Raw genomic sequence first — 16,007 nt, 5'->3', positions numbered from 1 at the left:
GGCCGTAGCGGCTTTTACATCCGTGTTGCTGTCCCCAATCCGCTCAGGAAGGTCATGGGTACCAGCGCCGTGGTCAGGAAGGCTGGCAAGACGCATGCGGAAGCTCTCAAGAATCGAACTCGGATTGTTCTGGAGATCGACAAGCTCTTCCAAGACAAGCGCGGTTTAGATCCCATAGGTCAGCAGTTCGAGCAAGACGGTGGTCCTGATGTTGATGGCATTGTTCTGATCCATCTCGAACAACGTCTTAAAAGCGTTGGTCTCACTGATGACCAGATCAACTCAGTGCTCTACAGCCGTGAAGAGCTTGAAAAGCCGGGTTTGCCTGATGAGCCTCAGCCCAAGCTTCCTCAGCAGCAAGAAGCCTCTCTAAGCGGCTCTAGCAGCTATCTGACGTGGATAGACCGAAGACTCAAGGCTGAAGCTCCTGCCGCTACGACAGAGCTGTCCTGGAGAGGTCGTCTTAGGCGTTTGGCTGATTGGTATGGCAGTGACCACCTAGCTGGCATCAACCGCAAGCAAGCAGCTGCATACAAGGACCACCTTCTGGAGCAAAAGAAACCTTCAAGTGTCAAGACAGAACTTGGAACAATGCTCGCCTTCTGGACTTGGGCTATTGATGCCGGTGAAGTTCAAATAAATGTATGGTCTGGCCTGAAAAAGAAACTAAAAGAATCAACGAAAGATGATGCATTAGCCCCTGAACTTGTTCAACAAGCAAAGGTCAAGGCACTCCAGCTAAAAGATCTTGGATTCTTCCTTCAGCTTTATACAGGCTGTCGTGCAATGGATCACCAAGGCTTGAGATATTCCGACATAGACATGTCCGAGTTATCCATACGCTTGATTGAGTGGCAGACCGAAACGATTGAACGACGGCTGAAAGGTGGAGAAAAAGATGTACGTAAGGTTCCAATTTGCATGAAGCTAAAAGCAGTTTTAGAAGAGCTCCTGCCTGATGTAGTCAAGAACACTTCTGATGAGCTGATCTTCCCAAAGTCATATGATCCTTCTCTGAAGTTGTTCAGTCATCGCTGGACGGTGAACTGTAAGAAACGATATGCAATCAAAAGCCATGCAATCCGCTCCCATGTCATCACCCAGCTAGGAGCCAAAAATATCTCTCCTTGCTTACTGTATGAAATAACCAGACACACACAGACTGGGATGCCAAAAGTAGTTATGGGTTGGACAAGACCGTCTTGGTCGGATGTGGCGGCCGTGATGGAACTATTGGACTGATCGCCAGCAATCCTGGCATCTAAACAAAACAGCTGATACTTGTTTGTTAGATATAATGACCCAGGTCACTGCTGTTATCAGCCAAGTTGTTTATGAAAGGGGCTTTCCACTGCTTTTTTATGGCTTAACCTCTCTTCTGAAACGGAGCTAAGCAATGAAAATTTTAACTAATAAGATGGACTGGAAGTCCAGGAAAGGCAAGGCGATCATCCTCTTGTTGTCTCTTGGTGTGATTCTTCCAATTGTTGGCAAAGTGGTTGATCGAGCATCGTCTGGCAAGCCTAAGATTTACTCCTCACTTGAGAAAGCAGAGGCTGCCTGTACTTGGTGGCGACAGACTGGTGATGTCCATGAATCAATATCCTGGGAGAATGCTCGACATGCCCTTGGCCTTTTTGAAGGACAAGGAAGTTGTGATTATGTAAATCCCTCCTTGACGAGGAGATATCCCATGAATGGAAAGGAACTTGTCCTCTCTCGTGTTTGCGTCAACGATAAAGCAAATAATACAATTGTAGGAAGGAGAAATGATGCAATGGAAACTGGTAAGTGGGTTAAATGGAAGAACGAAGGTGTCTACGAGGTGGTGACAGCGTTCCGCTATTGAATCGAAATCAAATACTCAGCCCTTCCAGAATCACCAATAGCACCACTTAAAGAGACTTGTGCTTTATTGGCGGCAGCGGAGATTGCAATACCTCAAGTAAGAGCAAGACTAGGATTAAAAAGAGAGCGTTCTCGTTAGAACAAATGGGAATGTCTACAGAGATCTAATGCTCAGTCTGGAATCCATTGTTTAGGAGATTGTCACGCGATGATTTTGACAAAATTGTCTAAAAACATCACTAACTGCAAATGTCTAATTTGATGGTTGAGTTTCGCTTGCGCATGCCTTCGCAAAATTCTTTGTTGATCTGCTCTAAGGAAGACCTAGCTGTGTTGGCTCCTTGATTAGTATTCTTGACCGTTGAATAAAAAGCGCAGACAAGAACAATTAAAAACAACGCAACTGATGACTGACCAAGCCAACCCACTTCCCAGGCATTGGTAAGTTTCATGAATGGCGGATTGATGAGTCTTTTAAGTGTTGCCGTACTTGACCTTCCTTACATGAAAGTTTGCTTAGATTTTTGGCAAAATTGTCTGAAGCCTTCTACCTTTCTCTCTCAGCAGCAGGAGCACCCCTAGGGCGGCTCTGGCAGAGCGGATTTTTGGGGTTTCATCGGTGTGTTTTTCCTCCTGTCTGGTGAATTCTCTGCGATCAGAAGATGACGCTGGCTCTGCGGCAGGAGCTGTTGATGGTGCTGCGAGCGAATGACGCCGATGACCATGGGGCTCGGCTGGCACTGGGCATTGAAGAGTTTGGAAGGGATGACGCTGCTTAGGTTGAGTTGGACTGGATGCTGCCTTTATTGGTTGAAGAAGAGAGAGGCAGGCTGATAGTTTGGCAGCTGGGAGTAAGCTTTTAGTTCTTTTTGGGGATGATCCAGATCTTCCATTCCACGGAACGGGTGATGCCTTTTTCTGCCGATTTGATGATACTGGGACCAAAGGGATGGTCACTTCTTACATGAAATTCTTTTCTGAGATAACTGTTGCTGGATTGCCACTCATTCCATTGTCTTCAATGAATGCTGTTCACGCACGGCAGGCTCTGCTATTGCGTCAAGGGATGAAAGACTCAAATGTTCGTCGGATGAAACTTTTCTCGTTAGCTATTGCTACACTTGCTATTGGATCTTCATTGATTGTATCTGCTCCTGTAAAAGCAGTTGAGTATAAAGGAATTTGCTACTTCAATGATATGTCAATGCAATGCACGGTGAGGCAAAATCCATTTACAATGACGATGATCTGGGCAGATGGAGTGGTCGAAGTATATAGTCATCAATTTAGTGATCAAGGCGACGGTTTTTTTGTGGATAAGCGCGGAGGTATTTGGCGACCTGATCCAACCGATGAACGGTTCATGGTGCATAAAAATGGCAACAGAATTGGCTTTTATGAGTATTGATATCAGTCGTAAAGCTTTTAGTAAGTGGGGCTGAAAACGTTACAAAACCCGTAAGAAAAAATGGGGCGTAGCTGTCGCTATCGATCTCCTGGCTGAATATTCACGAACTGATCTGAAACACTGAGTTGAGCGTGGAATAACCATTGATCCTGCTTTTTTTGAGGTTGGTCTGCATCTAATGCCGATCGTTTTCACGTAGCAGCAGCTCAAGTCTTCATGGCGCACTTGAAGCTTCTTAAGCAGGTCAAGGCGATAAAGGCTTCTGGCCTTTTGTGACCAAGTCAGTTCGTTTTTCGTCCTTTTGTTGGTACAGCTTGTAGGTGCAGTGGCTTTTCTCGTATCTCCTAAGCCATTGGTATAACTAGTGTTTTACTGATCTCTGTTTGCAATAATAGTCCAGCTGGCATTTTGCACGGATGATGCGGCTTCTGAAGGTGACCCTTAGCATCAGGCCGTTATTTGGGAGCTGAGAACGTGCCATCGCTTACTGCCTTAAGACCTCATCTCCTTGGAATTATCAGTGTGCTTGCGCTGGTTGCCTCCGCGGAAGTTTTGGCTCAGGAAAGCCCGATGGGAAGTGGCTATCAGTCTCCCCAGCAACGTGATGTGTTCCAGACCGTGCCAGGTCAGAACGACCAGGAGTCGGTGCTGGATGCCACCAACCCCATGGATTTGATGAACCGGTTGCGCAGGGCCAACGCCATGAATGACGCCACACCGCCATCCGACGCCATCGATGCAGCGCTTAAGGCCTTGGAGTCGTCGCAGCCCGCGCCTTAGTCGGAGTGGGCAGAACGGTTGCTCCAGGTGTTGCCGTTCTATCTGCACCCTTTCGGAAGGAATCAAGTTGCCAGCGCACCGCTAGCTGATCGAGGGCTTGCTTGTTCTTTTCACTGACAGAAAGCCTGTTTCGGAGACTGAGCAGCACGTTTTGCGATTGCTGACTTTGGCCCATGTCTCGATGGAGGAGAGCGAGAGCGAGCAGGGGGTCCATGCTCTTTGGAGATTCCGCGGCAATCAGGCGGTACGTGGCGATGGCTGCGTTGTTTTGTCCGGAGAGGCGTTGCAGATCAGCGAGGCGCAATCCAAGCTGGAGTCTTTGACCTTTTGGTGTTTTCTTGAAGCGATCGCTTGTCTGTCCCAAAGCGGTGGCCTGACGCTTGGTTCCCACATCCAACAACAGTTGGAGGTTCTGTACTTCTGGGCGATGAGGCCATAGGGCTTGAAGGGTGATGAGCTCACGCCTGGCTCCATCACGATCACCTCGTTGGAGCTTCGATTGAGCCAGGAGCATGCGCCAACGCCACTCGCGAGGATGGGAGAGGGCGCGTTGCTCCAGCCTTTGCTCTGGCTCAATCGCTGAAGAAAGTTTGGTTTTGGTTGGACGCTTGACAGGCTTGACGCCTGCCTTCGCCTCTTGATTGCTCTGTTCGGGCTTTGGATATTGATGAGCTGATTGGGCTACAAGCCAGCCTGTCAGCAGGGCCAAAGGAAGTCCCAACCCCATCAACCATCGATTTCGAACCGCCTGTAATCGGTTAGCGCCGGGCAATCTGCATGGGGAGTGCTGAGACCACTTTGGATCGAATCCCTCGAGCTGGCTAGAGTTAACGAAGGCATATGGAAGCCACTGACGGCAATGCGCGACCATCCGATTTCCCCGGTTACAGAACTCCTCCAGTACCGGGCGATCGGTGTTGTAAGGGGCGTCTACCGACCGGAATCCGACGATCAGCTGACCCGTGGAGTCTTGATCGATTCCGATGGCAATGAATTAGAGGCTGTCGTCCTCGGAAGAATGCTCACCCTCATGCGCCGTCACCTCGACATGACTGCACCCCATCTCTGGGTGGTGTATCCCCGCTGTCGTGAGTCTGAGCAGCTGCATCTCCAAATTGCAGGAATTTGGGAGCCGAGCACGCTGGCGACAGCTGAATCTTCGGATGCCGAAGCTACAGATGCCGAGGGTGCTCTGGATCAACTGCCCGAAGGAGACGACTTCTTCTCGATTCGTGGCGAATTGATCTTCACGAAGCCAGAAGCCAATGAGCTCGTGGTGAAGGTACGACAGCTGCCTCGAGCCGATGGATTCCGTCCTTTGCCATTCAAAGTTCAGCTCACAGGTGAGCTGCCCCTCGAGCATCTAAGACATTTCGTGAGCTTGGATGTGCGTCGTCAAGGACAGCTCCTCGCCGTTGAAGCTTTTGAAGTGATTGCACCCATGCCGACTCGAGGTGGAAAAGGTCGGGAGGGATCCCGTAAGGGAGGCGCTCGTCCCCGACCTGCCAAGACCTGATGCCCTCTTCCCCCGCCTTCAACACCACCGCCGGTGTCGCGGTGGCTAGTGCCACCGGTTTGGCTGTGTTTGGGCCGTTAGTCGGACTATCGCCGGCATGGATTGCTCTCGGTTTGGGAGGAGCGCTGTTGGGTCTCACCGTTGATGCTGCTCAGCTGAATGGAATGGGAGGCCACCTTCTCGCGGAATCCCTTCCAGGCGGACGTAACAGATTGCGCAGAGTCGCGTTTCACGAGGCTGGTCACTGGTTGGTGGCTCAGGAGGAAAATCTCGAAGTTAAACGCGTTCTTGTTGGTACCCGAGGCTGTCTTCAGGCGGGGTTGCGCTGCAACGGTGTTACCGAATTTGCTCTGCCCGAGCGGGCGCGTTTGTCTTTGGAAGACTTGCGTCGTTGGAGCCGGGTTCTTCAGGCTGGAATGGCTGCTGAGACGTTGCTAGAGGGCCCCCCTCAAGGTGGCGCAGATGACAAGGCTCTGCTTGGACGTATCTGGGGCGTCTCTGGACAAGATGTCGACACGGCTCAGCGAGAGCAACGCCGAGCACGCCGGGAGGTGGAGCAGCTGCTGCGTTCGCGACGCACAGAGATTGAATCGATCGCCGACAGGTTGCTGGACGGCATGCCTCCAGAGCCTGTATGAGCGCTCTGGTCATTGATTGTCCGACGGGTCTTGCCGGGGACATGTTGTTGTCGGCACTCCTGGATTTAGGAGTGCCGGAGTTGGTGATTCATGAGCCTTTGCAGGCGCTTGGTCTCGCGAAGGCCTATGGACTCAACGTTGAGGAGTCTCAGAGTGGAGGATTGCGTGGGCTTCGCCTCACGGTGAGGAATGAGGACCCCAGTCCTCCCCATCGTCGCTGGTTTGATCTCCGCCGGTTGATTTCGGAGGCCTCGTTGTCTGCTTCTCTAAAAATCAGGGTTTTGAAGGTGTTTCAGGCCCTGGCTGATGCAGAAGCAACGGTTCACGGTTGTGCCCCTGACCAAGTTCACTTTCATGAGATTGGCGCGATTGACAGCTTGGTTGATGTCATCGGCGTCTGCGCTGGTATTGAGCACCTCGCCCCTGATTTGATTTATTGCACAACACCCCCAGCCGGTCATGGTCAAGTGACGACGGCCCATGGGGTGCTTCCTGTTCCTGTGCCAGCGGTACTGGAATTGGCCAGGCGTCATCAGCTGCCGCTCCTCACCGGGCAGGATCTTCCTGCTGTTGAGCTCACGACTCCCACAGGGTTGGCCTTAGTGGCTGTGTTGGCGGATCACTTTCAACGCCCCTCAAGGATGGAGGTAGAAGCCGTCGGCATTGGCCTTGGCCATCGCTCTTTGGATCGTCCCAACTTGCTGCGCTTGATCCGTATGCGTGATGAGAGCCAACCAGAGCCTGGTTGGCAGGAGCTTGTGGTGCAGGAGGCCTGGATTGATGATGCCACTGCCGAAGAGTTGGCAAGCCTGGCTCAGCATTTGCGTTTGGCGGGTGCGTTGGATGTGGTTCAGGGAGCTGTGTTGATGAAAAAGCAAAGGCCTGGGACTTCGGTGATGGCCCTTACAACGCCAGATCAAGCCGCTGCCTTGCGGCAGGTGTGGTGGCGCCATAGTCCGACCATCGGCTTGAGGGAGCGGGAACAGGGGCGCTGGGTGCTGCCCCGCCGTTGTGGGGCCATCGCAACGCCTTGGGGCCTGATTCGTGCCAAGCAGACTCGCCGTCCGGATGGGACTTTCACGCTGAAGTGGGAGCAAGATGAGCTTCAGCGTGTGTCTGCTGAGGCTGGTCTCACCGTGATGGAGCTTCGTGATCGCCTCCCTCTTGAGGCCCATGCTTTTGTGCCCGAGGAGGACTGGCAGTGCTGAAACGGCTTTCTTTGCCTGGTGGTTTACGCCTTTGGATCACCCTGCTGACCCTCGCCTTTGTGGGAGTGGCATTGGCAAGCCATGCCACAGGATTGCGCGCCCTCACCATCAGCCGACAGGGATGGTGGTGGTTGTTATTGGGGCTTGGTTTGAGTTGGCTCAGCTTGGTGGTTAATGCCTTGGCATGGAAGGTTTTGGTGGTTTGGCTCGGGCATCAGCCGGAACGCTTGTCCTTGGTGCCGCTTTATCTGCGAAGCAACTTGCTCAAATATTTGCCTGGTGGCATCTGGCATTTCCTCGATCGTTTTCGTGCTCTGCGGTCTGACCTTGGAGGGGGCAAGGCTTTGGTCTCGGTGTTGATGGAGCCGATGGTGATGGCCGTTGCTGCCTTGCTTTGGGTGCCGTTCGGTGGGTTCCAAAACGGTTTGGCGTTGCTCTGTGTTCTTCCTTCTGCGCTGCTGTTGCCGCGTTGGCGTGAGCCTTTGTTGCGTCGGTTGGAGACCAGCAAGTTGCGCCAGCTCAATCGTGTGGATCCGGGGGGGATGACCTCCATTGAGGATGAGGACTTGGGCAGCGGCAGACCCTCTTACCCCTGGTGGCCTCTCGCCTCTGAACTGCTGTTCGTTTTCTGTCGATTTGCTGGGTTTTGGTGCTGCTTGCAGACGTTCGGACTTTTGGCTGGGCAGCCTCTGGGCCTTTGGCTTGCGGCCTTTGCCCTCGCCTGGACGGCTGGCCTGGTTGTTCCTGCTGCTCCAGGTGGTTTGGGGGTTTTTGAGGCGGTTTTGTTATTTCGTATGGGCACGATTGTGCCGGAGGCGCCATTGCTTGCAGTGGCACTCAGTTATCGATTGCTCGTGACGTTGGCGGATTTGATCGCTGCCGCTGCTGTGAAGGGTGATGCCTGGATGACGGCAAAGGTTCGCGTTTAAGCGGTTGATCTGATGGTGTGGCCGCTTCCTGAACTCCCGATGCGCTGGGAGGCTTTGCCCTGTCCGCTCGATGCTGGTTGGGCTCTGATCCGTCTTTGGGAACTCCCAAAACGGGCCGATAACGGGTTGTCCCTTGGCGGGTTTTCAGCAGCTGCTTACCAAGCATCGGACGACCGCCTTTGGTTGGTGAGTGATGCGTCCCGGGGATATTTGCTGCCCGTTGGACCTGTTGCAAAAGCATTGCAATCAGGCGGTCAACTGCAGGTTGGTCCCCGCTTGGTGTTGCGGAACCAAAGCGGAACTCCCCTTCCTTCAACGTCCGACGCCGAGGGTTTGGTGCTGACGGGCGATCATGGAGTTTGGATTGTTAGCGAGGGGCGACGTCGAGCAGGGCATCAGGCTCGTCTTCAGCGCTTTTCGCTTCGCAATGGTCGGTTGTTGGAGACGATGTCTCTGCCTTCATCTTGGACAGCTCTTCCTGGCCAGGGACTCGCTGTCAATCAAGGGCCAGAGTCTTTGACACGATCCATCGATGGGGGGATGGTGTTGGCAGCGGAGGCACCGTTGCTTCAAGATCTCGAGGTAGGGGGTAGAGATATCGTTCGGTTAGCCCATGTGAACTTGGAAGGCGTCATGCAAGAGCGTGGTCGCATTCGTCTTGATTCCTTTAGTTCCGATCCGAAACAAACGGTGGGACTCACCGAACTTCTTGCATTGGATGGCCCCCCTGCATTGTTGGCACTAATTCGTCGTCATCGGCCATTGCAATGGACAGCCAGGCTTCAAGTGTTCTCTTGGCCTGAACCTATGTCTCCGTTGGCATTGCAGCCCATAACGGGTTGGGATCTCACGAGTGAGGAGATCCCTCGAGACAATTGGGAAGGTCTGGCTTGGGGACCAAAGCTTGAAGATGGGCGACGCACTCTCGTGATTGTGAGTGACGATAATTTCAGTCTGATTCAGCGAAATTTGGTGGGTGTGTTGGCTCCTCGTCGTAGCCCTCGTTGCCAGTCTTTGCCTGAACATTAAGTCTCAGTTGTGTGGTCGAGGCCTGGTACCAGAGCGGCTGCAGCAATGAGTCCGAGTCCCAGGATCATCAATGCAGGCCAAAGCGCTGCGGCAAGCCTTTCGTCACTCGCGTATTGAAAGACGCGCACCGAAAGGGTGTCGAAATCAAAGGGTCGAAGTGCGAAGGTCAGAGGTAGCTCTTTCACGGTGTCCACAAAGACAAGGAGTGCGCCAACCGCGAGCGGGCCCTTGAGCAGGGGAATGTGAATGCGACGTAACACCTCCGGCCAGCGGCAGCCCAGTCCAGTGGCTGCTTCATCAAGGCTGGGTGACATGCGCTCTAAGCCTGCATCAAGCCCCCCTTTGGCAACTGCAAGGAAACGATCGCTGTAGCCCCAGAGCAAAAGCAGGATGGGTGAGAGCTGCCAAGGGCCACCGATGATGAGTAAGGCCAGGGCGAGTACGGCTCCTGGAATTGCGTAGCCGAGCCCGGCGAGAAAGGTGAGGCTGTGCAGCCAAGGTGCCGTGGTCCAGCGCTTTGTGATGGCAAGGAGTAAGGCAGCTGCTAAGGCCAAGCCTGCTGCGGCAAGGGCGAGCCCAAGACTGCGCAAGGTGAGCAGCAATAGCTCTAGCTGTAAACCGGTTTGCAGTTGATCCAGGTTTAAGCAGGCCCAGATCAATGGTGTGCCAAGACTCAGAAACGGTGGAATGAACCCCAAGGCCTGCGCGGCTAAGGCTCTCGTGCCAGTGAGACTCCAGTTCGGAGATTCTCCACCTGTTAGGCCTTCGGACCATCGACGGCTACGACGACGAAGCTTGCGCTCGCCGACCAACAGTCCCGTCACGATGATCAGCGTGACTAAGGCAAGTCCGACCGCTCCTGCTGGGTTCCCTTCAAGTTGCCAGGCCTGGAGGATTCCAGCGGAGAGGCTTGGGATACCCAGAAGTTGGACGGCACCCAGTTCGTTGACCACCTCCATTCCCATCAGGGCGATTCCTGCTCCGATGGCAGGGAGAGCCATCGGGAGAGCGATGCGTCGAAAGCTTTCCCATGGCCCAACGCCGAGGCATCGGCAGGCTTCAAGCTGACGGCGCCCGCAGATGCTGAAGCTTTCAGTGCTGAGAAGGAAAACGTAGGGGTAAGTGCTTAACGCCATGACCAGCACCCCCCAGCCAAGACCATGAATTCGGATCCCATGGATGCTGCCCAGATCAACGAGCGTTGCAGCCAGCAGGTATGAAGGACTGGCGAGCGGGAGAAGCTGGGCGATCCGAAGCAGGCGTCGGCCTGGAAAGCGGCAATTGGCGAGAAGCCAGCCGTTCGCGGAGCCAAGAACGGCTCCGAGGCTCGCAGTGCCAAGCAGCAGGAGTGATGTCCCCCGAATTTGGATCAGACCATCAGCACCAAGGCTGGCCGAACCAAGAAGGATGCCTCTCATCCCCTCTCCGATTAATCCGCCCAAGGGAAAGAGCGCGAGTGCGGCGAGGAAGCAGGCCAGGACCGCCAAGAGAGTTCGACCCTGCTGCCATTGGCCTTGCAAGCTCTTGCTTGTCATGGGTGGTAGGGCTCATCCAAAGAGATCACCCAACCGATCGATTTGGTGAATCGATGCTGAGGCGATTGATCTGTAAAGGCCTATGGATCGACTCTTCACAACACTGGAACGCAGTCAGGTCGATGCCGAAGCAATGAATTACTACTGATTTGCATTCGCTCCATGAGCCTGTTGAGAATGATACTCAAGAGCGTCACGCTTGGCCTGATCGACCGCTCGTTGAATCCCTCATTAGAGAAAGGGAATAGACGGAGATGGCGCAGTCAGCGTCGATCAGTCCTTATCGGGATCGGAATGAGTGAAGGTTCCATCAGGCCGCCACCGCTGTTGTCGTCATCATCGGAGTTGGCGGTAAACCAAAGGACAATGCCGATCAGAATGCAAAAAGTGCCCAGAAGGGTGAGCTCCAACATCGCCTACCCAAAGCTGGTTGAACTCTAATCAGATTGCTTGCGTTTCGACATCTCCCCTTGAACATAAACGTTGGAATGGAACGGTTGGTTTAGGTGGAAACCTTGCCAGAGTCGGTGGCGACGCACTCTTGAAGCTGCTCTCTTAGGGCGTTGTGGTCCATCTCCTGACCAATCAACACCAGATGGTTTTTGCGTTGGCCATTCCAATCGCTGTCATCGATAGAGAAGCGTTTTCCAGCTAGGTGAAAAACATGACGCTTTTCGCTTTCGTTGAACCAAAGGATGCCTTTGGCGCGAAACACGCTTTCTGGTAATTGATTGTCGAGGAAGTTCTGAAATTTGCGAAGGGAGAAGGGACCGTCGCTACTGAATGAAAGTGAGGTGTAGCCCTCGATGTCGAGATGGTCCTCATGGCCATGGTGCGCGTGGCTGTGGTCGTGATGCGCGTGATCGTGGGCTCCATGGTCGTGATCGGCAGTATTCGAAACACGATCGCTTTCAAACAATCCAACACTCATCAATAAAGGCAGGGGAACATGTCCTTTTACGGAATGAAGAATACGTGCATCTTTTTTGATATCGCGCAGGCTTTCTTCTAACTCTTTGACCCGTTCTGTTGATACCAAATCCGTTTTGTTTAGGAGGAGGATATCTCCGTAAATGATTTGAGAGCGCCCTACCTCACTCTCAAAAACGCGAGCATTGCAATTTTCAGCATCAATCAGGGTGATGATTGAATCCAGCCTGGTCTGGTCTCGAAGCTCGCTGCCCAGAAATGTCATGGCTACAGGAAGTGGATCGGCAAGACCTGTGGTCTCTACAACCAGATAGTCCAAAGGTTCAGGGCGCTCCAGTATTCGCTCGACGGCTTCCAATAATTCACCATTAATCGTGCAGCAGATACAGCCATTGCTGAGTTCCACCATGTCTGCACTGGTGCTCACCACGAGATCGTTATCAATCCCAATCTCTCCAAACTCGTTCACGAGCACGGCAGTTTTGAGCCCGTCTTGATTGCTGAGAATGTGGTTGAGAAGAGTGGTCTTACCGGCGCCTAGAAATCCAGTGAGAATCGTGACAGGTGTGCCGTTGGTTTTAATCCTCGGGTTCGAAGCAGTCTCTGACATGGCCGGTTTTAAAGGATTGGAGAGAGGCCGTCGATCGCTTGGGCTAATTCGGCATCACGGCTGGAAAGTCCACCAAGATCATGGGTCGTGAGTCGAATGGTGACACGGTTGTAAACATTGCTCCACTCGGGATGGTGATTGGCGCGTTCTGCTAGCAATGCAACTTGTGTCATGAAGCCGAACGCTTCAACAAAAGAGTGAAAGCGCCACTCTCGTTCCAACCCATCAGAAGCAATGGTCCAGGCAGGGCAAGAGGAGCAGAGGTTCTGGCGTGCAGCGTCATCGAGCAAAACAGCTTGCTTTGACATGGATGAATCTGGCTCTTGTGCTCGTTGAAGTTTGGTTCAGAACCAAACGATTGGGAGAACTACCACTAATGTTTTAGGGCGTTTTGAGTGCCCATGGCGATGGCGCCCTTGCTTGATCGTGCGTCCTTGATGAGGACCTGGGCTTTGAGCTCTTTCCTTGCCTCAACCACTGTTGTGTTGTGGGTTTGTCAGGCGCCATCCGCTTCGGCGCAGCGGATTGTCAAAAAGATCGAGAGCCATTGTCCTTTGGGCTATGTGGACATGCTCAATGGAAAATGCAGCACGCTCGGAATGATGACTTACAAGGTCCAAGCCATCGATGGCAGATCCTGTCCATCCGGATGGGTGGATGTGGGGGGAGGGTATTGCCGCAAACAGTGAGTCGCTGCTTTCTGTCGCCCGGCAATGTCATCACTAAAGTTCCCAAAGTTGATTCAACTTGAATGGTCCGCTTGTTCGCTCTTGGTGTGTTGGTGTCTTTGCTTGCACCTACCGATGCCTTCGCTCAGAAAAGGATTCCGAAAGCAGAGGGGCATAATCAGTGCCCATTGGGTTATGTCAACACACTTGGCACCACCTGCGTGTCGCCCATTTATTACCAAATGAGGCCAACGAATGGTGAAGCTTGCGACTCCGGTTGGATGAATGTTGGTGCTGGTTATTGCAGGAAAAAGTAGGTCTGAGTATGAATCAGCAGCCAGTTTCTTTTTGGTCTCTCAAGCCGTGGTGGTGTCAGCCCTGGAGCATTTTGCTCACAGGATTTGTGATTTCCATTGGTAGCTGGCTGCTCCTTCATCAACTTTGGATCACGCTTCCCACCACCCTGGCGATTGTGGCTTGGTGGATGTTGTTCTTGGTGCTTGTGCCTGCTGCTTACAGCAGGCAAGAGGACTCTTGACCGCTGCCTTGACCAAACCATTCCGCTTGATGGGGTGAATGGCACGGATGAAATGTGTTGGTGTGTTCACCTTCAAGCACCGAGCTGTATAGGGTTCAAGCAGAGATGGAGCCCAGATGGGATCCAGGACAATGGCCTGGGATCGGTTAGGCGATTACCTGCATCAGACCAAAATCATTGGTTCCATCGCGAGCACGCTCTACTGGGACCAAAACACGCGCATGCCCTCTGGAGGTGCAGCCTGGCGTGGAGAGCAGTTGGCGCTACTCGCGATTCAATTGCATTCCCGGCAAAGCTCTCGGGAGTACGCCGATCTGATCCAGGAAGCCCGGGTCGAGTGGAGTCATTCAGGGCTTGCAACGACAGAGCAGGCTGATCGCGGCCGAAACCTTGATTTGCTTGAACAGGATCTGGGCCGGCAACAGGCCTTAGATCCCACATTGGTGGCAGCGTTGGCAACGGCTAAAGCCGACGGCTACAACAATTGGCAACAAGCTCGAGCTGACTCTGATTTCGGCTTGTTTGCTCCTTCCTTGCGCTCCATGATTGGATTGCGTCAGGAGCAGGCTCGCCAGCTTGCAGAGCCGCGCAGTTGTTGGGAAACACTGGCTCAGCCATTTGAGCCCGATCTCACGATGAAGAGGCTGAAGGAGTTGTTTGCACCGCTGAGGCAGCGCTTGCCAGAGTTGTTGCAACGAGCTGGTGGGCAGACACGGGAGCGAGCGCTCAGTTGGGATCTTTCTGAACCAGCACAACAACACCTCTGCGACAGGTTGTTGACCTCCTGGGGGCAAGATGCGTCGATCACCTGTGTTGCGCGATCTCCCCATCCCTTTTCGATCACGCTTGGCCCGAGCGACTACAGGATCACCACCAGAGTTGTTCCAGGCCAACCGCTCTCCTGTTTCCTGGCCACTGCCCATGAATGGGGCCACTCCCTCTACGAGCAGGGGCTTCCCGATCAGAAACATCAATGGTTTGCCTGGCCTCTGGGGCAGGCAACATCCATGGCCGTGCACGAAAGTCAATCGCTGTTTTGGGAAAACCGAGTGGCGAGAAGTCAGCCGTTTGCGCAGCAGTGGTGGCCGGATTTCGAGGCTGCGGGGGCTCCGCTGCCATCAGCAGATGCTCTTTGGAGCGCCATGAATCCCTTGGCTCCGGGTCTCAATCGGGTCGAGGCCGATGAGCTCAGCTATGGGCTGCACATCATGATCCGAACGGATCTAGAAATTGCTCTGCTCGAGCAAGGCCTTCCGGTGGAGGAGCTTCCTGCTGAATGGAATCGGCGTTACGGAGAACTTCTTGGAGTGACACCATCCAATGACGCAGAGGGCTGTCTTCAAGATGTGCACTGGAGCGAAGGACTGTTTGGATACTTCCCTTCGTATCTACTTGGACACCTGATCAGTGCTCAGCTGAGCGAGGCGATGGCTGCTGCCATCGGTTCCCCCGAAGAGCATGTTCGTCGGGGTGATGTCACCCCTTTGTTGGACTGGCTCCGTGAGCATATACACCCCATCGGACGGGCCATGAATGCGGAACAATTGGTGCAGACCGTGAGTGGCCGAGCCCTGACTTCTGAACCATTCTTGCGCTATTTAGAAGACAAACTCGATCGGGTTTTAGCCACGAGCTCAGCTGCTGGCGCTTAGCCGTTACGCTCAAGTTGCGAATGCGTGCTGTATAACTTGGATCTGCCTCCCCGTAGGATTCCGGCGCTGATCGTCCTCTTTCATGGCCAATCTCGACCAGGCTCCAAGCCGCAGCATGCCCAACCTGCTTCATGTGCTGCCGGCCTTTGCTGATGAGGCTGAGCTACGCCTCAACACCATCGTGGAGCTCAACTCCAATACGATCAACAAGTACGAGCTCATTACGGAAACAGGCCATCTGAAGTTGGATCGGGTTGGTTACTCGTCTCTGGCTTATCCCTTTGCCTATGGCTGTATTCCTCGCACTTGGGATGAGGACGGTGACCCTCTCGATATTGAGATCGTGAATGTGACCGAACCCTTGATTCCGGGGTCGATTGTGGAAGCAAGGATCATCGGGATTATGACCTTTGATGATGGTGGTGAGGTTGATGACAAAGTGATCGCCGTTTTGGCCGATGACAAACGCGTTGATCACATCAAGAGCTTCGAAGATCTTGGTGAACAATGGAAAAAGGAAACCACTTACTACTGGGAGCACTACAAGGATTTGAAGAAGCCAGGAACCTGCACGGTGAATGGATTTTTTGGCACCGAAAAAGCTGTGGAGATCATCAAGAGCTGCGAAGCTCGCTACATGACTGATATTGATCCCAAGTTGGTTGACTGACGTCCTTAGAACCCTTTTGAAGACTTTGGTAAAAGCGGGGTGTAACCC

19 protein-coding genes are annotated in these 16,007 nt (G+C 53.3%); 14 read left to right on the top strand and 5 right to left on the bottom strand.

What is annotated here, in order from left to right:
- The first annotated feature begins 54 nt into the window (after positions 1-54).
- The 4 genes from SIC18_RS12545 to SIC18_RS12530 all read left to right on the top strand — a co-directional run bounded on the left by SIC18_RS12545 (position 55) and on the right by SIC18_RS12530 (position 4,036).
- The gene (locus tag SIC18_RS12545; RefSeq protein ID WP_413429798.1) at positions 55-1,242 is read left to right on the top strand and encodes a tyrosine-type recombinase/integrase; all 1,188 of its coding nucleotides are present in this window, start codon (positions 55-57) and stop codon (positions 1,240-1,242) included.
- Between the two features lie 154 nt (positions 1,243-1,396).
- Complete coding sequence (locus SIC18_RS12540; RefSeq protein WP_413429797.1) at positions 1,397-1,849, top strand: hypothetical protein; 453 nt, start codon at positions 1,397-1,399, stop codon at positions 1,847-1,849.
- A gap of 837 nt (positions 1,850-2,686) precedes the next feature.
- Complete coding sequence (locus SIC18_RS12535; protein ID WP_413429796.1) at positions 2,687-3,256, top strand: hypothetical protein; 570 nt, start codon at positions 2,687-2,689, stop codon at positions 3,254-3,256.
- 474 nt (positions 3,257-3,730) lie between these two features.
- The gene (locus tag SIC18_RS12530; protein WP_048348263.1) at positions 3,731-4,036 is read left to right on the top strand and encodes a hypothetical protein; all 306 of its coding nucleotides are present in this window, start codon (positions 3,731-3,733) and stop codon (positions 4,034-4,036) included.
- Here the strand turns inward: SIC18_RS12530 and SIC18_RS12525 are convergent.
- Positions 4,002-4,808, bottom strand: coding sequence for a tetratricopeptide repeat protein (locus tag SIC18_RS12525; RefSeq protein WP_250395646.1), 807 nt, complete (start codon positions 4,806-4,808; stop codon positions 4,002-4,004). The two genes, SIC18_RS12530 and SIC18_RS12525, sit on opposite strands and share 35 nt — an antisense overlap.
- Positions 4,809-4,895: 87 nt before the next feature.
- On the opposite strand from SIC18_RS12525, the gene SIC18_RS12520 reads away from it, so the two are divergent.
- The 5 genes from SIC18_RS12520 to SIC18_RS12500 are packed head-to-tail and all read left to right on the top strand — an operon-like array spanning position 4,896 to position 9,356.
- Positions 4,896-5,552, top strand: coding sequence for a hypothetical protein (locus SIC18_RS12520; protein ID WP_048346957.1), 657 nt, complete (start codon positions 4,896-4,898; stop codon positions 5,550-5,552).
- Complete coding sequence (locus SIC18_RS12515) at positions 5,552-6,190, top strand: hypothetical protein (RefSeq protein WP_048346956.1); 639 nt, start codon at positions 5,552-5,554, stop codon at positions 6,188-6,190. The genes SIC18_RS12520 and SIC18_RS12515 overlap by 1 nt, the downstream gene beginning before the upstream one ends.
- Entirely contained in the window at positions 6,187-7,398 is a 1,212-nt protein-coding gene (gene larC, locus SIC18_RS12510) for a nickel pincer cofactor biosynthesis protein LarC (RefSeq protein WP_413429795.1), read from the top strand. The genes SIC18_RS12515 and larC overlap by 4 nt, the downstream gene beginning before the upstream one ends.
- Positions 7,392-8,327, top strand: coding sequence for a lysylphosphatidylglycerol synthase domain-containing protein (locus SIC18_RS12505; RefSeq protein ID WP_048346954.1), 936 nt, complete (start codon positions 7,392-7,394; stop codon positions 8,325-8,327). Before larC ends, SIC18_RS12505 begins: the two co-directional genes overlap by 7 nt.
- 12 nt (positions 8,328-8,339) lie before the next feature.
- Positions 8,340-9,356 carry an esterase-like activity of phytase family protein gene (locus tag SIC18_RS12500; RefSeq protein ID WP_413429794.1) on the top strand — a complete coding sequence of 339 codons (1,017 nt, stop codon included), beginning with the start codon at positions 8,340-8,342 and terminating at the stop codon, positions 9,354-9,356.
- Here the strand turns inward: SIC18_RS12500 and SIC18_RS12495 are convergent.
- The 4 genes from SIC18_RS12495 to SIC18_RS12480 form a co-directional block, all read right to left on the bottom strand.
- Positions 9,353-10,891: an ABC transporter permease gene (locus SIC18_RS12495; RefSeq protein WP_048346952.1), complete on the bottom strand. Its 1,539-nt coding sequence runs from the start codon at positions 10,889-10,891 to the stop codon at positions 9,353-9,355. The two genes, SIC18_RS12500 and SIC18_RS12495, sit on opposite strands and share 4 nt — an antisense overlap.
- A 263-nt stretch (positions 10,892-11,154) precedes the next feature.
- Positions 11,155-11,304: a hypothetical protein gene (locus tag SIC18_RS12490; protein ID WP_245407097.1), complete on the bottom strand. Its 150-nt coding sequence runs from the start codon at positions 11,302-11,304 to the stop codon at positions 11,155-11,157.
- An 89-nt stretch (positions 11,305-11,393) separates the two neighbouring features.
- On the bottom strand, positions 11,394-12,431 hold the full coding sequence (locus tag SIC18_RS12485; RefSeq protein WP_413429793.1) for a CobW family GTP-binding protein: 1,038 nt from the start codon (positions 12,429-12,431) through the stop codon (positions 11,394-11,396).
- A gap of 8 nt (positions 12,432-12,439) precedes the next feature.
- The gene (locus SIC18_RS12480; protein WP_048346950.1) at positions 12,440-12,739 is read right to left on the bottom strand and encodes a 4a-hydroxytetrahydrobiopterin dehydratase; all 300 of its coding nucleotides are present in this window, start codon (positions 12,737-12,739) and stop codon (positions 12,440-12,442) included.
- A 93-nt stretch (positions 12,740-12,832) separates the two neighbouring features.
- Here SIC18_RS12480 and SIC18_RS12475 point away from each other — a divergent pair, with 93 nt between their 5' ends.
- The 5 genes from SIC18_RS12475 (at position 12,833) to SIC18_RS12455 (ending at position 15,959) form a co-directional block, all read left to right on the top strand.
- Positions 12,833-13,120 (top strand): hypothetical protein, encoded by a 288-nt coding sequence (locus tag SIC18_RS12475; protein WP_053068547.1) that lies wholly within the window; start codon positions 12,833-12,835, stop codon positions 13,118-13,120.
- Positions 13,121-13,182: 62 nt separating this feature from the next.
- Positions 13,183-13,416 (top strand): hypothetical protein, encoded by a 234-nt coding sequence (locus SIC18_RS12470; protein ID WP_413429792.1) that lies wholly within the window; start codon positions 13,183-13,185, stop codon positions 13,414-13,416.
- Positions 13,417-13,424: 8 nt separating this feature from the next.
- Positions 13,425-13,637: a DUF6737 family protein gene (locus SIC18_RS12465; protein ID WP_048346948.1), complete on the top strand. Its 213-nt coding sequence runs from the start codon at positions 13,425-13,427 to the stop codon at positions 13,635-13,637.
- 116 nt (positions 13,638-13,753) lie between these two features.
- On the top strand, positions 13,754-15,289 hold the full coding sequence (locus SIC18_RS12460; RefSeq protein WP_413429791.1) for a carboxypeptidase M32: 1,536 nt from the start codon (positions 13,754-13,756) through the stop codon (positions 15,287-15,289).
- Between the two features lie 82 nt (positions 15,290-15,371).
- Entirely contained in the window at positions 15,372-15,959 is a 588-nt protein-coding gene (locus SIC18_RS12455; RefSeq protein WP_048346946.1) for an inorganic diphosphatase, read from the top strand.
- Positions 15,960-16,007: the final 48 nt, after the last annotated feature.

The sequence above is a fragment of the Synechococcus sp. Cu2B8-bc1011 genome (genome assembly GCF_047302735.1).
GTDB lineage: Bacteria > Cyanobacteriota > Cyanobacteriia > PCC-6307 > Cyanobiaceae > Synechococcus_C.
Note: the sequence above shows the minus strand (reverse complement) of the source record. Positions and strands in the feature narration are given on the sequence as shown.

Bases quoted from the DNA above. Each gene is read 5' to 3' on its own strand.
- SIC18_RS12540 (WP_413429797.1), top strand. From the start codon at position 1,397: ATGAAAATTTTAACTAATAAGATGGACTGGAAGTCCAGGAAAGGCAAG.
- SIC18_RS12515 (WP_048346956.1), top strand. From the start codon at position 5,552: ATGCCCTCTTCCCCCGCCTTCAACACCACCGCCGGTGTCGCGGTGGCT.
- SIC18_RS12470 (WP_413429792.1), top strand. From the start codon at position 13,183: ATGGTCCGCTTGTTCGCTCTTGGTGTGTTGGTGTCTTTGCTTGCACCT.
- SIC18_RS12490 (WP_245407097.1), bottom strand. From the start codon at position 11,304: ATGTTGGAGCTCACCCTTCTGGGCACTTTTTGCATTCTGATCGGCATT.
- SIC18_RS12460 (WP_413429791.1), top strand. From the start codon at position 13,754: ATGGGATCCAGGACAATGGCCTGGGATCGGTTAGGCGATTACCTGCAT.
- SIC18_RS12485 (WP_413429793.1), bottom strand. From the start codon at position 12,431: ATGTCAGAGACTGCTTCGAACCCGAGGATTAAAACCAACGGCACACCT.
- SIC18_RS12455 (WP_048346946.1), top strand. From the start codon at position 15,372: ATGGCCAATCTCGACCAGGCTCCAAGCCGCAGCATGCCCAACCTGCTT.
- SIC18_RS12465 (WP_048346948.1), top strand. From the start codon at position 13,425: ATGAATCAGCAGCCAGTTTCTTTTTGGTCTCTCAAGCCGTGGTGGTGT.
- larC (WP_413429795.1), top strand. From the start codon at position 6,187: ATGAGCGCTCTGGTCATTGATTGTCCGACGGGTCTTGCCGGGGACATG.
- SIC18_RS12500 (WP_413429794.1), top strand. From the start codon at position 8,340: ATGGTGTGGCCGCTTCCTGAACTCCCGATGCGCTGGGAGGCTTTGCCC.
- SIC18_RS12475 (WP_053068547.1), top strand. From the start codon at position 12,833: ATGGCGATGGCGCCCTTGCTTGATCGTGCGTCCTTGATGAGGACCTGG.
- SIC18_RS12495 (WP_048346952.1), bottom strand. From the start codon at position 10,891: ATGACAAGCAAGAGCTTGCAAGGCCAATGGCAGCAGGGTCGAACTCTC.
- SIC18_RS12520 (WP_048346957.1), top strand. From the start codon at position 4,896: ATGCGCGACCATCCGATTTCCCCGGTTACAGAACTCCTCCAGTACCGG.
- SIC18_RS12545 (WP_413429798.1), top strand. From the start codon at position 55: ATGGGTACCAGCGCCGTGGTCAGGAAGGCTGGCAAGACGCATGCGGAA.
- SIC18_RS12480 (WP_048346950.1), bottom strand. From the start codon at position 12,739: ATGTCAAAGCAAGCTGTTTTGCTCGATGACGCTGCACGCCAGAACCTC.